Genomic DNA, 14,683 nt, shown 5'->3' with positions numbered 1-14,683 from the left:
GGCCCTCATTCGGCTGCCGCCAGACCGGCATCTCCCGCCATACTGGTTATATGTCGCTCCGCCGTTGCACGGCGGGCCGGACTGCACAATACACGCCCCCATGCGGGCACCATGAACATGAGACACATCGCAATGAACGCACAATGGACCGACTTTATTACCCTGCTCAAGCGTGAAGTGGTGCCGGCCCTTGGCTGCACCGAGCCCATGTCGGTGGCGCTGGCGGCGGCCAACTGCCGCAAGCTGCTGGGGCAGGTGCCGACCCGCGTCAGCGTCTGGGTCAGCGGCAACCTGTTCAAGAACGGCATGGGGGTCGGGGTGCCGGGCACTGGCATGATAGGGCTGCCGGTGGCAGCGGCGGTCGGCATCACCGGCGGCAACCCGGATGCCGGGCTGGAGGTGCTCAAGACCCTCACGCCGGATCAGGTCGAAGCCGCCAAGGCGCTGCTGCCCGCCATCAAGGTGGACGTGAAGGACGTGCCGGACGTGCTCTACGCCGAGGTGCTGGCAGAGGTAGAGGGCCACAGCGCCCGGGTGGTGATCTGTACCGACCACACCCGCATCATCCTGATGGAGCGCGATGGCGAGGTGCTGATGGCGCAGGACAGTGCCCCTGGTGTGCAGATCCAGGCCGCCCCTGCCAGCAAGCCCACCATGACCCTGCGCGAGATTGTCGAGTTCGCCCTGCAGGTGCCGCTGGCCGAGATCGACTTCATCCGCGAGGCGGCCACCATGAACCAGGCGCTGGCGGACGAAGGGCTGCAGGGCTATGGCCTGCGCATCGGCAAGATCCTCACCGAGCAGGTGGAGCGCAAGCTGCTCTCCGATGACCTGATGACCCTGGCGATGCGTTTGTCGTCTGCCGCCTCCGATGCGCGCATGGATGGTGCCATGCTGCCCGCCATGTCCAACTCGGGCTCCGGCAACCAGGGCATTGCCGCCACCATGCCGGTGGTCGCCGCCGCCCGCTTCCTCAAGGCGAGCGACGAGCAGCTGACCCGGGCGCTGGTGATGAGCCACCTGGTCGCCATCTACATCAAGACCTACCAGAACAAGCTGTCGGCCCTCTGTGCCGCCAGCACCGCCGCCATGGGGGCGGGGGCCGCCATCACCTGGCTGCTGGGTGGTCAGTTCGAGCAAATTAGTCACTGCATCAACAACATGATTGGCGACGTTTCCGGTATCATCTGCGACGGTGCCGGCAGCGCCTGTTCCATGAAGGTCTCTACCTCCACCTCGGCGGCGGTGAAATCCTCGCTGATGGCCATCAACAATCTGCGGGTCCCCCAGAGCGAAGGCATCGTCTCCGACGACGTGGATCAGACCATCGCCAACCTGGGCCGCCTCTCCAAGCAGGGGATGCTGGATACCGATATCGAGATCATCAACATCATGCGGGCCAAGCAGCAAGGCAAGGCCGAGTGATGCAAGAGGGTGGCGCAGGCCACCCTCCGTTTTTCTGCCAGTTGACGCCACCCCGGCCATACCGGGGGGCGCGCCGCCACGACGCGGCAGGTTTCAGGGAGGAGTGCGTACTGGGCACTCGTCCGCACACTTCGGGCCTGGCCCGATCATTTTGGGGAATATCGTCATGACTCTTAGCGTTATAGGTAATCTGGCCATCCTGGCCATGTTGCTGCTGTTTCTCTATCGGTTGCAGCAGACCCACGTCAGCTTCACCCGCCGGGTCTTCTCGGGGCTGGGGCTGGGTATCCTGTTCGGCGCCGCCCTGCAGCTGCTCTACGGGGCCGGTTCCGACGTGCTGGTGCAGACCGGCGACTACCTGGATATCGTCGGCAGCGGCTACGTGAAGCTGCTGCAGATGATCATCATCCCGCTCATCATGGTCTCCATCATTGGGGCCATCCTCAAGCTCAACGGTGGCACCGCCCTTGGCAAGATCAGCGCCATGACCATAGGTGTGCTGATCTTCACCACCATGATCGCCGCCGGGGCGGGCATCCTGATGTCCAACCTGTTCGGCCTGACCGCCGAGGGGCTCACCGCCGGCGCCGCCGAAACCGCCCGCGGGGCGGCCTTGCAGACCACCCTCGGCAGCGTCGAGAGCATGTCCTTTGCCAAGATGGTGCTGGAGTTCATCCCGGCCAACCCCTTCCTCGACATGACGGGGGCGCGCAAGACCTCCACCATCGCCGTGGTGATCTTCTCCATCTTCATCGGCCTCTCCGCCACCGGCATCGCCCGCAAGAAACCGGAGATTTTCGCGAGCTTCGGCCACTTCATGCAGGTCGCTCACGTCATCGTGATGCGGATGGTGACCCTGGTGCTGCGCCTCACCCCCTACGGTGTGCTGGCGCTGATGACCAAGGTGGTGTCCGGCTCCAACTACGCCGACATCATCAACCTGCTCAACTTCGTGCTGGCTTCCTACGGTGCCATCGCCATCATGTTCGCCGTGCACCTGCTGCTGGTGGCGCTGGTGGGCATCAACCCGGCCCGCTTCCTGAAGAAGATCATGCCGGTGCTGGCCTTTGCCTTCACCTCCCGCACCAGCGCGGGTTCCATCCCGATGAACGTGCAGACCCAGACCAAGGCGCTCGGCATTCCTGAGGGGATCGCCAACTTCGCCGCCTCGTTCGGTTCGACCATCGGCCAGAACGGCTGCGCCGGCATCTATCCGGCCATGCTGGCGGTCATGATTGCGCCGACCGTGGGGGTCAACCCCATGGATCCGGGCTTCATCATGACCCTGATCGCCATCATCACCGTCAGCTCCTTCGGGGTGGCCGGCATTGGTGGCGGCGCCACTTTTGCCGCGCTGATCGTGCTCTCCGCGCTGGACTTCCCGGTGGCGCTGGCCGGTCTGCTCATCTCCATCGAGCCGCTGATCGACATGGGCCGTACCGCGTTGAACGTCTCCGGCTCCATCACCGCCGGTACCGTCACCAGCCGTCTGCTGGGGGAGACCGACATGGCGGTGTTCAACAGCGAGCAGGAAGTCTGTCTGGACGGCGAAGAGTCCACCATCTGATCCGCCGCGGGAGGGGATCCCTTCCGCCATCAACCACAGGGAGGGCACGCCCTCCCTGCGTCATTGACAGGAGCAAGTATGAGAATCGTGATTATCGGTGGCGAAGCCGCCGGCATGAGTGCGGCCGCCAAGGCGCGCCGACTGGCCAAAGAGGCTGAGATCGTGGTGTATGAGGCGTCCGAGGTGATCTCCTTCGGCGCCTGCGGTCTGCCCTATTTCGTTGGCGACGAGTTTCAGGAGCCCGGCTACATGGCCGAGTTCACCCCGGCGCAGTTCGCCGCCAAGGGGATCGAGGTCAAGACCGGCCACCGGGTGCTGAGCCTGGATGCCAATGCTCAGACACTGAAGGTCGAACATAACGGCGACACCTTCACCGATCGCTACGATCGGCTGATGATCGCCACCGGCGCCCGCGAAGTGATGCCGCCCATCCCGGGCCTGCAGCAGCAAGGGGTATTCGGCCTGCGCCGGATGGCCGATGGGCTGGCCCTCAAGGCCGCCGTGCAGGACAAGGCCAACACCCGTGCTGTTGTGATCGGCTCCGGCTTTATCGGGCTGGAGGTGGTCGAGGCGCTGGTCCATCAGGGCAAGGAGGTGCGTCTGATCGAACTGGCGGAGCGGGTCATCCCGGAGGCGTTCGACAGCGAAATCACCCAGCATATCGAGACCGAGCTGCGTGAGCAGGGAGTCTCCCTCCATCTCGGCGAGCGGGTCGAAGCCCTGTTGGGAGAGGGCCGGGTGACCGGCGTGCGCACCAGCCATGGCGAGTACGAGGCCGATATCGTGGTGGTCTGCACCGGGGTCAAACCCAATACCGAGTTCCTGGCCGATACCGGCATCGAGCGGCTCGGCAACGGCGCCATCAAGGTGGACCGGCAGGGGCGCAGCTCGCTGGCCAACGTCTGGTCGGCCGGTGACTGTGCCAGCGTCTGGCACGGCGTGAAGCAGCAGCAGGTCTATGTGCCGCTCGCTACCATCGCCAACAAGCTGGGACGCATGGTGGGCGAGAACCTGGCGGGCGCCGAGCAGGAATTCCCGGGCACCCTCGGCTCTGCCGCGCTCAAGGTGCTGGGGCTGGAGGCGGGCCGTACCGGTCTTTCCGAGCAGGAGGCCAAGGCGATGGGCCTTGATTATCGTACCGTGGTGATCAAGGACAAGTGCCACACCAACTACTGCCCAGGTCAGTCAGACATTCACGTCAAGCTGGTCTATGAGGCGGGCAGCAAGCGGTTGCTGGGTGGTCAGATCCTCGGGCGCAAGGGGGCGGTGCACCGCATCGATGCGCTGGCGGTCGCCATCACCATGGGGGTGACCACGGAGCAGCTCGGCATGCTGGACTTTGCCTACGCGCCGCCCTTCTCCCGCACCTGGGATGTGCTCAACGTGGCGGGCAACGTCGCCAAGTAATACAAGGCATGACGGCGTGGCTGATGTGCGCCGTCTTTCCCCATGCCGCCGGCACGGGGTGGTAAAGGGGCATGTCGTTCATGAACAGCGCCCATAAAAAAACCGGAGCCAAGGCTCCGGTTTTTCATTGTGCGGCAAGTGATCAGCTGCGACCGAGACGATTGTCCGGGTAGTTCTTGGCCAGCACTTCGCGGGCGTGCTGGGCCAGGGTCGGCATCTTCAGGGTGTCGTAGGAGTTGATCATGATCTCCAGCGCCTTCTCGGTTTCGGCCGTGTCGGGATAGGTCTCGACGATCAGCTTGGCCCGGTTGGCGGCGGCGATCAGCGCATCACGCTTCACATAGTACTCGGCCACGCTCAGATCGTAGCGAGCGAGCCGGTTCTTCAGACCGATCATGCGGGCGCGGGCATCGGCGGCGTAGACGCTGTTGGGGTAGTTCTGCAACAGGGTCTTGAAATCCTGGAAGGCCTGACGGGCATAGGAGGGGTCTTTGTCGTCCCGATCTATGCCCAGGAAGTCCTGGAAGAAGTTGTAATCGCCGGCCATGTTGGTCAGACCGCGCATATAGAAGACGTAATCGATATTTTTATGCGCCGGGTTGAGGCGGATAAAACGGTCGATATTGGCGATCGCCTGGGCAGTGTCATCCTGCTTGTAGTAGGCGTAAATGAGGTCGAGCTGAACCTGGTTGGAGTAGGCACCGAAAGGATAGCGAGAATCCAGCGCTTCCAGTAACTCGATAGCATTCAGGTAGTTACCGGCATCCAGCTTGACGCGTGCTTTCTGGTACAGGGTCTCCGGCGGTTCGTCCGGTACCTTGGGTTTGGTGCTGGAACAGCCTGTGATCAAGGTAGCGACCAAGGCGAGTGACATCAGCAGGTGAGACTTCTTTCCCATCAACAACATCCGGTCCATTTCCACGAAATTGGCAAAGTATCCGTTATGCTTGGCTAAAAGAAAAGCTAGAATACCCGGATTATTTCGAATTGATACCCCCCGCTCAAGAGACCATACATGAGCCAGCATATTGAACTGACAGGCGAATTCCAGGATCACCAATTCGGGCAGCGACTCGACCAGGCCCTGGCCGAATTGTTTCCAGACTACTCCCGCACCCGCATCAAGGAGTGGATTTTACAGGACAGAGTGACCCTGGATGGTCAGGTTGCCAATACCCCGCGCGAGAAGGTGCTGGCCGGGCAGAAGGTGCATGTGGATGTCGAGCTGGAAGATGACACCCGCTTCGATGCGCAGGATATCGAGCTCAACATCGTTTACGAAGATGAACACATTCTGGTGATCGACAAGCCGGCCGGTCTGGTGGTTCACCCGGGCGCCGGTACACCCGATGGCACCATTCTCAACGCCCTGTTGCACCGCTACCCGGACATCGCCGAAGTGCCCCGCGCCGGTATCGTGCACCGTCTGGATAAAGACACCACGGGTCTGATGGTGGTCGCCAAGACAGTGCCGGCCCAGACCCATCTGGTGGAGGCGCTGCAGGCGCGCCAGATCACCCGTGAGTACGAAGCGATCGCCATCGGTCACATGACCGCCGGCGGCACCGTCGATGCCCCCATCGGCCGTCACCCGACCCAGCGCACCCACATGGCCGTGGTGCCTAATGGCCGTCCTTCCGTGACCCACTACCGGGTGCACGAGAAGTTCCGCGGTCACACCCGGCTGCGGCTGCGGCTGGAAACCGGTCGTACCCACCAGATCCGTGTGCACATGGCCCACATCAAGCACCCGCTGGTGGGTGATCCGGCCTACGGCGGTCGTCTGCGTCCGCTGCGCAACGCCATCCCCGAGCTGACCGAAGCCCTGCGCAACTTCCATCGCCAGGCGCTGCACGCCACCATGCTGCAGCTGGCGCACCCCATCACCGGTGAGGTGATGCAGTGGCACTCGCCGACGCCGCAGGACATGCTAGATCTGATGGAAGTGCTGCGGGCTGATACCCTGGCCAATCCGGACGATCTGGTCTGGAACTGATGAAGAGGGCACGCTTGCGACGATTCCTGCCGTGACCCGCCCTGCATGACTCGAAACGGGGCCCCTTGACTGGTTGCAGCCAAGGGGCCCCGTTTTCATATGAACGAAAGGAGCCACAGATGAAATGGATCGAACCCGACTGGCCGGCCCCGGCCAGGGTCAGAGCCCTGTCGACCACCCGTGACGGCGGCGTCAGCGAGGGGGTCTTTGCCGGCCTCAACCTGGGGGCCCACGTGGGGGACGAACCGGCCAGGGTCGAGGCCAACCGGGCCCGACTGCAGCAGGCGGCCTCCATCCCCGGCACTCTCAACTGGCTCAATCAGGTGCACGGCACCGCGGTGCATCCCGTCAGCAGCGACTATGGCTGCGCGCCGGATGCGGATGCTGCCTGCGCCCGAGACGCGGGGCAGGCCTGCATCGTGATGACCGCCGACTGCCTGCCTGTGCTGTTCTGCGATCGGGCCGGCACAGTGGTGGCCGCCGCTCACGCCGGCTGGCGTGGGCTGCAGGGGGGCGTGCTGGAGGCGAGCATCGCCGCCATGGGTCGCGAGCCGGGCGAGATCCTGGCCTGGCTTGGCCCGGCCATCGGCCCGCAGGCCTTCGAGGTGGGTGGCGAGGTGCGCGAGGCCTTTATGGCGGAGCAGGCTGCAGCAGAGGCAGCGTTTGTCCCTTCGCCCAACGAGGGCAAGTGGCTGGCGGACATCTATCAGCTGGCCCGCCTGCGCCTCGCCCGCGCCGGCGTCACCGCCGTTCATGGCGGCGAGCACTGCACCTTCAGCGACAGCGAGCAGTTCTACTCTTATCGTCGCGACGGCCAGACCGGCCGCATGGCTTCCATCATCTGGCTGGCCGAATAAACACTGAGCGGCCCCTTGTTTGCCAAGGGGCCGTGATCCCCTCACGCCTGCATCTGCAGAAAAAATAACCAGCCTCGCCCCTTGAAATAGTCCGTACGGGCCTCATCTTTCATCTCAGAAAGTTATGTTGTTTGCCGCGCAAGCGGCGTCTGCCTGTTTGAAGGGGGAGTGCAATGCGCCTCGATCGCCTGACCAGCAAATTCCAGATTGCTATTTCCGATGCCCAGTCTCTTGCGCTGGGTCGTGACCACCAATTCATTGAACCCGTTCACCTGATGACCGCCCTGGTCAACCAGGATGGCGGCTCCATTCGCCCGTTGCTGACCCTGACCGGGCTGGACATCAATGCCCTGCGTTCGCGTCTGGGTGAAGAACTCGACCGCCTGCCGCGTGTCAGCGGTGTGGAGGGGGACGTGCAGCTCTCCAACGGCCTCGGCCGGCTGCTCAACGTCTGCGACAAGCTGGCCCAGCAGCGCAAGGATCAGTTCATCTCCTCCGAACTGTTCGTGCTGGCGGCCCTCGACGAGAAGGGGACGCTGGGCGAGCTGCTGCGTGCCCAGGGGCTGACCAAGGAGAAACTCGAAGCGGCCATCGACAAGGTGCGTGGCGGCAAGAAGGTGGAGGATGCCAACGCCGAGGAGAATCGCCAGGCGCTGGAGAAGTACACCATCGATCTGACCGAGCGGGCCGAGATCGGCAAGCTCGACCCGGTGATCGGGCGGGATGACGAGATCCGCCGCACCATCCAAGTGCTGCAACGCCGTACCAAGAACAACCCGGTGCTGATCGGGGCTCCCGGCGTCGGCAAGACCGCCATCGTTGAAGGGCTGGCCCAGCGCATCATCAACGGCGAGGTGCCGGAGGGGCTCAAGAACAAGCGGGTGCTCTCCTTGGACATGGGGGCCCTGGTGGCCGGTGCCAAGTATCGCGGCGAGTTCGAGGAACGGCTCAAGGCGGTGCTGAACGACCTGGCCAAGGAGGAGGGCAACGTCATCCTCTTCATCGACGAGCTGCACACCATGGTCGGCGCCGGCAAGGGCGAGGGGGCCATGGACGCGGGCAACATGCTCAAACCGGCGCTGGCGCGGGGCGAGCTGCACTGCGTCGGGGCTACCACGCTCGATGAGTACCGTCAGTACATCGAGAAAGATGCGGCCCTTGAGCGCCGTTTCCAGAAGGTGCTGGTGGAAGAGCCGAGTGTGGAGGACACCATCGCCATCCTGCGCGGCCTGAAAGAGCGTTACGAGCTGCACCATCACGTGCAGATCACCGACCCGGCCATCGTGGCGGCGGCCCAGCTGTCGCACCGCTACATCGCGGATCGTCAGCTGCCGGACAAGGCCATCGACCTCATCGACGAGGCGGCGGCCAGCATCCGGCTGCAGATCGACTCCAAGCCCGAGTCCCTCGACCGGCTCGAGCGGCGCATCATCCAGCTGAAGCTGGAGCAGCAGGCGCTGATGAAGGAGGATGACGACGCCAGCCGCAAACGGCTCGAGCTGATCAACCAGGAGATCGGTGAAAAAGATCGGGAATACAACGAGCTGGAAGAGGTGTGGAAGGCCGAGAAGGCCGCCCTTGCTGGCACCCAGCACATCAAGGCGGCGCTGGAACAGGCCCGTCAGGATCTCGACGTGGCTCGCCGCGCAGGGGACTTGGGCCGCATGTCCGAGCTGCAGTACGGCCGCATTCCGGAGCTGGAGAAACAGCTGGATCTCGCCACCCAGGCCGAGATGCAGGAGACCAGCCTGCTGCGCAACCGGGTCACCGACGTGGAGATCGCAGACGTGCTGGCCCGCTGGACCGGGATTCCGGTGGCCCGCATGCTGGAAGGGGAGCGTGACAAGCTGCTGCGGATGGAAGATCAGCTGCACAGTCGGGTGATCGGTCAGGAGGAGGCGGTCGAAGCGGTCTCCAACGCCATTCGCCGCTCCCGTGCCGGTCTCTCCGATCCGAACCGCCCCATCGGCTCCTTCCTGTTCCTCGGGCCCACCGGGGTGGGCAAGACCGAGCTGTGCAAGGCGCTGGCGGAGTTCCTGTTCGATACCCAGGACGCCATGGTGCGGATCGACATGTCGGAGTTCATGGAGAAACACAGCGTGGCCCGTCTGGTGGGGGCGCCTCCGGGATATGTGGGTTACGAGGAGGGCGGTTATCTGACCGAGGCGGTACGCCGTCGCCCCTACTCGGTGATCCTGCTGGATGAAGTGGAGAAGGCCCACCCGGATGTGTTCAACATCCTGTTGCAGGTGCTGGATGACGGCCGGCTGACCGATGGTCAGGGTCGCACCGTGGATTTTCGCAATACCGTGGTCATCATGACCTCCAACCTGGGGTCGGATCTCATTCAGGAGCACCACTCCGAGAAGGATTACGACGAGATGAAAGCCATGTTGATGGAGGTGCTGGCACGCAGTTTCCGGCCGGAGTTCATCAACCGGATCGACGAGACAGTGGTGTTCCACCCGCTCGGCGAGGAGCACATCAAGTCCATCGCCCGCATTCAGCTCAAGAGCCTGATGAGCCGGCTGGAGGCCCAGGGCTACGAGGTGGAGGTGAGCGAAGCGCTGCTGAACAAGCTGGTGCACGCCGGGTTCGACCCCGTCTACGGTGCGCGTCCCCTCAAGCGGGCGATCCAGCACAAGGTGGAGAACCCGCTGGCGCAGGCGCTGCTCTCCGGCCGCATCGTCCCCGGCAAGAAACTGCTGCTGGGGGCCGACAGCAACGGCCTCACCATGACCCAATAACTGGATCGCTGATAAAAACGCAGGCCCCGAGCCTGCGTTTTTTTGAGGGGTAATTGCATGCTCACCTTTTCCGTACTGGTGGATGACGATGTCCATCTGCCTGGCTGTCTGCCCGAGAAGGGGCTGTCGCTGCTGCTGGAGTGCGACGGCCTCAGGGTGCTGTTCGACAGCGGCCGTGGCCGGGCGCTGCGCCACAACGCCGCCGTGATGGGGATCGATCTCGCCTCGCTCACCCATGTGGTGCTCTCTCACGGTCACTATGACCATGTGGGCGGGGTAGGCTCGCTGCCCGTCTATCCGACCCCCATTCCTCTCATCGCCTGTCCGGACGTGTTCTGCGAGCGGGGCTACTTCCTGCCGCTTCCCTTTTGGCGGCGCAACCTCTATCGCCTGTCGGGAGTACTGGAGCGGGAGTCGCTGGCGGCCAGAGGCTTGCTCCCCCACTGCTCGGCCGAGCCGGTGTGGCTCTCGGAGCGTCTGGTGTTCCTCGGCAGCATTGCGCGGCGCGAGCGGGCAGCCCCCTCGCTGCTTGGCTACATCATGCGGGACGGACGGGTGGAAAAAGACCTTATCAGCGACGATTCCGCGCTGGTCTACAAGAGCGAACAGGGGCTGATCGTCTTTATCGGCTGTGGTCACGCCGGGACCGAGAACATTATCGAGCGGGCCAGGGAGGTGTGTGGCGATGAGCGGATCCACGCCGTCATCGGCGGCCTGCACCTGAAGTTTTCCGGTCCGCAGCGGGCGGCGGCGCTTGGAGCCTATCTGCAGGAGGAGGCGGTGGAGAAGCTGTTTGCCTGCCACTGCACCGGCAGCAGGAAAGCGGATCTGCCGCGCCAGTGCCAGATCGGGGCCGGTTTCGAATACCGTTTTTCGGCGTAAAAAAAACGGCAATCCGAAGATTGCCGGGAGGAATGTAGTGAAGCGACCTGACGTGGGTTGAGCGGGTCGCAGGGGCAAGCCCCCGATGGCGAAGCAAGGCCGCTGCCGGCCTTGCCTCTTACAGCCTGCCGGGGTTGCGCTCGCTCAACCCCGACGGCCACTTGCCTGTCGCCATGCCGGCGTGATGACGCCGGCATGGCCTTCATTCGTTACAGCATGCCTTGCACGGCGGCCTTCATCTCGGCCGGCCAGACACCGACCTGAACCTGACCTATGTGCTCTTTTTGCAGCAGCAGCATGGCCAGACGGGATTGACCGATGCCGCCGCCGATGGTTTGCGGCATCCGCGCTGCCAGCAGATCCTGGTGCCAGTCGTACTGCAGGCGATCCTCGTCGCCGGTGATGGCGAGCTGGCGGCGCAGCGCCTCGGCGTCGACCCGGATCCCCATGGAGGAGATCTCGAAGCTGTCCTGCAGCACCGGGTTCCACACCAGGATGTCACCGTTCAGACCGGCCAGACCCAGCTCGCTGTGGCTGCTCCAGTCGTCGTAGTCCGGGGCACGCACGTCGTGGCGCTCGCCGTGGGAGAGGGCACCGCCGATACCGATCAGGAACACGGCACCCAGCTCCTTGGCGATGGCCCGCTCGCGCCCCTTGGCGTCGAGATCCGGGTAGCGGGTCAGCAGCTCTTCGCTGTGCACGAACTGGATTTCGGCCGGCAGGAAGGGGGTCAGCTCATGTTCGGCACAAACCGCGCGCTCGGTGGCCTTGATGGCGGCCCAGATGCCACGCACCGTCTCCTGCAGGTAGGCCAGATCGCGGCGCTCGCTCGGCATCACCTTCTCCCAGTCCCACTGATCCACGTAGACGGAGTGGATGGGGGTGAGGCGATCCTCGTCCGGACGCAGTGCCTTCATGTGGGTGTAGATGCCTTCGCCCGGACCGAAGCCAAAGCGGCCCAGGGTCTGGCGCTTCCATTTGGCCAGTGAGTGCACCACTTCGTAGCTGTGCTGCGGCAGAGTCTTCACCTTGACCTGCACCGCATTCTCGTGGCCAGAGAGGTTGTCTTGAGTGCCATCACCGACCCGGCTCAGGATGGGGGCTTGTACCTCCATCAGACCCAGTTGCTGGGCGAGTTGGCGGGAGAACATCTCTTTGACGAAGCTGATCTGTTGCTGGCTGCGAATGTAGTGCTGTTTCATGCTGAATACCTGTCTTGAACCCGTTGGATGTGAAGATTTTTCAACAGATCGCCAACTAAATTCAATATTCGATAATAGAAATAGGCTTTGTGTATTTTTTTCTTCAAAATACACCGGTGATTAATGATGAATCATCAAAGGGAGTGCAAAAAAGTGCCGGAAAATTATCGGATCGATAATCTCGATCAGGCCATCCTCACCGCCCTGATGGAGAATGCACGGCTGCCTTACGCCGAGCTGGCCAAACAACTGCTGGTCAGCCCGGGTACCATCCATGTGCGGGTGGAGAAGATGAAGCAGGCGGGGATCATCGAGGGAACGCGGGTGCAGGTGAACCCCAAGAAGCTGGGCTACGACGTCTGCTGCTTCATCGGCATCAACCTCAAGAGCGCCAAGGATTACCCCTCGGCGCTGGCCAAGCTGCAGGCGCTGGACGAGGTGGTGGAGGCTTACTACACCACGGGCCACTACAGCATCTTCATGAAGGTGATGACCCGCTCCATCGACGAGTTGCAGACCGTGCTGATCCACAAGATCCAGACCATCGACGAGATACAGTCCACCGAGACGTTGATCTCGCTGCAGAACCCGATCCTGCGGGATGTGAAGCCTTGAGCCGGGTTGCATGAGAGGGATATAGAGATCCACTCCCGTGCGAGACGCTTGTCTTGTTGCAGAACCCTAGTCTGCGGGATGTGAAGCCCTGACCGGCCGATCAGGGTTCGATATAGGGGATGCCGTACTTGTCGTAGAGGGCCTTGAGGCGGCCGTCGCGTTTCATGCGCAGCAGCTCGGCGTCATAGGCCGCCATCTGGGCCGGGGTATTCTGGTCGGCGCGGGCGCGGGCCCAGGTGTTGAAGTAGGGGCTGCTCTTGAGCGGTTTGGGCAGGTAGTCGAGCTTGCCTTCCAGTCCCTCCTCCCTGATCTGGGCGAAGGCGGTGACCAGCGGCATGGGGACCGTATCGATCCGCCCGGCCAGCAGCTTGCGCAGCTGCAGCTGGTTCATGGTGATCTCCTGGAAGTGATAGGAGGGATCGGTGAGGGCGGCGGCCAGCTCGGGGGTGTAGGAGAAATCCTTGGTCACCCCGATGCGCCAGGGTTTCAGATCGCTCAGCGTCTCGTAGCGGATCTTCAGCAGGTCGGCCTTGCGCACGAAAAAGTGCCAGCTGTGGCGGATATGGGCCTGCTGGGGGTAGATGAGGTAGCGTTCCCGCTCCGCCTTGTAGGAGTGGGTCATCACCACATCGCAGACACCGGTCTCTGCGTTGCGGGTGAGACGGGCACCGGAATCGGCCAGCTCGATCTTGATGGGGATCTTGAGTCTGCCGAAGATGGCGGTGACGATGTCGACATCGAGCCCTCTGGGCTGCTGAGCGGCATCGAGGTATTTGAGCGGGGGTTCCATCGTGCCACAGACGATCAGCTCCCTGGCAAAGGGGCTGAGCGGGAACAGTAGCCAAAGCAGGTGGATTACACGCAAACTACCTCTCCTGAACCCATTTGAAGATTATTTGGCACCTGATACCAGTATATTGGGTTGCCCCTGATTCGTAGAGGCGACTGTATATGGCAAACCCTGAAATTGAAAGCGAGCTGGACGGCATCGACAGGCTGTCGGTCTGCCTCTATCGCCTGGGCTTGAGTCTGGCAGCCTTGCTGCTGCTGTGTCGAGGGGCAAGCTTGCTGATCGGGCAGGATTTTTTGACGCCGGCACAGTGGCTGACAGCGCTGGCAGTGGCCAGCGGGGTATGCGGCCTGTGCCTGCATGTCTATGACAAGCGCATTCGCTTCTTGCTGCAGGGGCTGGGCTGGGGCGCCCTGTTGCTCAGTGCGAGCGGTGCGCCGGATGTGCTGGTGCTGGGAGCGGCCCTGGCCACGCTGGCGGGGCTGGCCTTCAAGGAGCAGTTCTGTTTCGCCATTCCGGGGATCAGGGCGGTGTCCCTGCTGCTACCCCTGTTGTGGCTGCTGGAGCTGACCGGCATCGGCTGGGCCGCCGCCCTGGTGGCGCTGGTGTGTGGCGCGCTGCTCTGCCTGCTCGCGCTGGCCAAGTGGCGGATGCCCCTGCACTTCGATATCGGCGACAAGGGGCGTTACCAGATTTAGGTGGGCAGGCAGGCCTTCATCTGGGCGTTGAGGGCCTGCATCACCTGCCGGCGGTTGATGATGCCAACGACCCGGTTCCCCTCCAGCACCGGATAGACCTTGGGTTTGGCCCCGGTCATCTGGCGGGCCAGCTCCAGTATGCTGTCATCCGGGCTGACCGAGAGCGGGGCCCGGTTCATCAGATCCTCGACCCGGGTGCGGGTATCGCAGTGGTAGCTGCCGGTGAGCAGGCTCGGGATGCAATCCTGCTCGGAGAGAAACCCGATCAGCCGCTGCTGCGGGTCCAGCACCGGCAGGCCGCTCAGGCCGGCGTCATGCAGTCGGTCCAGCGCGTCGGCCAGGCCGAGCTGCGGGGTGAGGGAGTGGGTCAGGCGGCTCATGTGGTCGCGAATATTTAACATGGACGTGGCTCCGTAGGGTGGCAATGGTGCCACTATGCCCACCGGATGGCAGCAACGGCCAATGGCTTGTGCCGTGGGGATCGATAGGCATTCCTG

General features: G+C 63.2%; 13 protein-coding genes. 9 read left to right on the top strand and 4 right to left on the bottom strand.

Annotated features, from left to right (window positions below; translation table 11 throughout):
- Window positions 1-117: 117 nt before the first annotated feature.
- The 3 genes from CK627_RS02630 (at window position 118) to CK627_RS02620 (ending at window position 4,399) form a co-directional block, all read left to right on the top strand.
- Window positions 118-1,425, top strand: a complete 1,308-nt coding sequence (locus tag CK627_RS02630) for an L-cysteine desulfidase family protein (protein ID WP_043158750.1) — start codon at window positions 118-120, stop codon at window positions 1,423-1,425.
- Between the two features lie 166 nt (window positions 1,426-1,591).
- Entirely contained in the window at window positions 1,592-2,992 is a 1,401-nt protein-coding gene (locus tag CK627_RS02625) for an L-cystine transporter (protein ID WP_017779299.1), read from the top strand.
- A gap of 78 nt (window positions 2,993-3,070) precedes the next feature.
- Entirely contained in the window at window positions 3,071-4,399 is a 1,329-nt protein-coding gene (locus CK627_RS02620) for a CoA-disulfide reductase (RefSeq protein ID WP_095591611.1), read from the top strand.
- 142 nt (window positions 4,400-4,541) lie between these two features.
- Here the strand turns inward: CK627_RS02620 and CK627_RS02615 are convergent, their stop codons facing one another.
- A complete protein-coding gene (locus CK627_RS02615) occupies window positions 4,542-5,297 on the bottom strand; it encodes an outer membrane protein assembly factor BamD (RefSeq protein WP_005306434.1) in 756 nt (251 codons plus the stop codon).
- 117 nt (window positions 5,298-5,414) lie between these two features.
- Between CK627_RS02615 and rluD the strand changes: the two genes are divergently transcribed.
- The 4 genes from rluD to CK627_RS02595 all read left to right on the top strand — a co-directional run bounded on the left by rluD (window position 5,415) and on the right by CK627_RS02595 (window position 10,881).
- Complete coding sequence (rluD, locus tag CK627_RS02610; RefSeq protein WP_010635820.1) at window positions 5,415-6,395, top strand: 23S rRNA pseudouridine(1911/1915/1917) synthase RluD; 981 nt, start codon at window positions 5,415-5,417, stop codon at window positions 6,393-6,395.
- Window positions 6,396-6,514: 119 nt separating this feature from the next.
- The gene (gene pgeF, locus CK627_RS02605; protein WP_095591610.1) at window positions 6,515-7,252 is read left to right on the top strand and encodes a peptidoglycan editing factor PgeF; all 738 of its coding nucleotides are present in this window, start codon (window positions 6,515-6,517) and stop codon (window positions 7,250-7,252) included.
- 173 nt (window positions 7,253-7,425) lie between these two features.
- Window positions 7,426-9,999, top strand: a complete 2,574-nt coding sequence (gene clpB, locus CK627_RS02600; protein ID WP_095591609.1) for an ATP-dependent chaperone ClpB — start codon at window positions 7,426-7,428, stop codon at window positions 9,997-9,999.
- Window positions 10,000-10,056: 57 nt separating this feature from the next.
- Entirely contained in the window at window positions 10,057-10,881 is an 825-nt protein-coding gene (locus CK627_RS02595; protein ID WP_095591608.1) for an MBL fold metallo-hydrolase, read from the top strand.
- Between the two features lie 209 nt (window positions 10,882-11,090).
- On the opposite strand, the gene asnA is transcribed toward CK627_RS02595, so the two are convergent.
- Window positions 11,091-12,083, bottom strand: a complete 993-nt coding sequence (gene asnA, locus CK627_RS02590; protein ID WP_010635824.1) for an aspartate--ammonia ligase — start codon at window positions 12,081-12,083, stop codon at window positions 11,091-11,093.
- A gap of 153 nt (window positions 12,084-12,236) precedes the next feature.
- Between asnA and asnC the strand changes: the two genes are divergently transcribed.
- Window positions 12,237-12,698, top strand: a complete 462-nt coding sequence (asnC, locus tag CK627_RS02585; RefSeq protein WP_005306422.1) for a transcriptional regulator AsnC — start codon at window positions 12,237-12,239, stop codon at window positions 12,696-12,698.
- Window positions 12,699-12,798: 100 nt separating this feature from the next.
- Here the strand turns inward: asnC and CK627_RS02580 are convergent, their stop codons facing one another.
- Complete coding sequence (locus CK627_RS02580) at window positions 12,799-13,563, bottom strand: substrate-binding periplasmic protein (RefSeq protein WP_005306420.1); 765 nt, start codon at window positions 13,561-13,563, stop codon at window positions 12,799-12,801.
- Window positions 13,564-13,649: 86 nt separating this feature from the next.
- On the opposite strand from CK627_RS02580, the gene CK627_RS02575 reads away from it, so the two are divergent.
- The gene (locus CK627_RS02575; RefSeq protein WP_095591606.1) at window positions 13,650-14,186 is read left to right on the top strand and encodes a DUF2301 domain-containing membrane protein; all 537 of its coding nucleotides are present in this window, start codon (window positions 13,650-13,652) and stop codon (window positions 14,184-14,186) included.
- Here CK627_RS02575 and CK627_RS02570 read toward each other — a convergent pair.
- Window positions 14,183-14,587 carry a CBS domain-containing protein gene (locus CK627_RS02570; protein WP_042005716.1) on the bottom strand — a complete coding sequence of 135 codons (405 nt, stop codon included), beginning with the start codon at window positions 14,585-14,587 and terminating at the stop codon, window positions 14,183-14,185. The genes CK627_RS02575 and CK627_RS02570 overlap by 4 nt on opposite strands.
- Window positions 14,588-14,683: the final 96 nt, after the last annotated feature.

Source organism: Aeromonas dhakensis (genome assembly GCF_002285935.1).
Classification (GTDB): Bacteria; Pseudomonadota; Gammaproteobacteria; order Enterobacterales; family Aeromonadaceae; genus Aeromonas; species Aeromonas dhakensis.
The sequence above is the reverse complement of the archived record's forward strand: the minus strand, read 5'-3'. Positions and strand labels throughout refer to the sequence as shown.

Coding starts and splice junctions, on each gene's coding strand:
- CK627_RS02630 (WP_043158750.1), top strand. CDS start 118: ATGAGACACATCGCAATGAACGCACAATGGACCGACTTTATTACCCTG.
- CK627_RS02625 (WP_017779299.1), top strand. CDS start 1,592: ATGACTCTTAGCGTTATAGGTAATCTGGCCATCCTGGCCATGTTGCTG.
- CK627_RS02620 (WP_095591611.1), top strand. CDS start 3,071: ATGAGAATCGTGATTATCGGTGGCGAAGCCGCCGGCATGAGTGCGGCC.
- CK627_RS02615 (WP_005306434.1), bottom strand. CDS start 5,297: ATGGGAAAGAAGTCTCACCTGCTGATGTCACTCGCCTTGGTCGCTACC.
- rluD (WP_010635820.1), top strand. CDS start 5,415: ATGAGCCAGCATATTGAACTGACAGGCGAATTCCAGGATCACCAATTC.
- pgeF (WP_095591610.1), top strand. CDS start 6,515: ATGAAATGGATCGAACCCGACTGGCCGGCCCCGGCCAGGGTCAGAGCC.
- clpB (WP_095591609.1), top strand. CDS start 7,426: ATGCGCCTCGATCGCCTGACCAGCAAATTCCAGATTGCTATTTCCGAT.
- CK627_RS02595 (WP_095591608.1), top strand. CDS start 10,057: ATGCTCACCTTTTCCGTACTGGTGGATGACGATGTCCATCTGCCTGGC.
- asnA (WP_010635824.1), bottom strand. CDS start 12,083: ATGAAACAGCACTACATTCGCAGCCAGCAACAGATCAGCTTCGTCAAA.
- CK627_RS02575 (WP_095591606.1), top strand. CDS start 13,650: ATGGCAAACCCTGAAATTGAAAGCGAGCTGGACGGCATCGACAGGCTG.
- CK627_RS02570 (WP_042005716.1), bottom strand. CDS start 14,587: ATGTTAAATATTCGCGACCACATGAGCCGCCTGACCCACTCCCTCACC.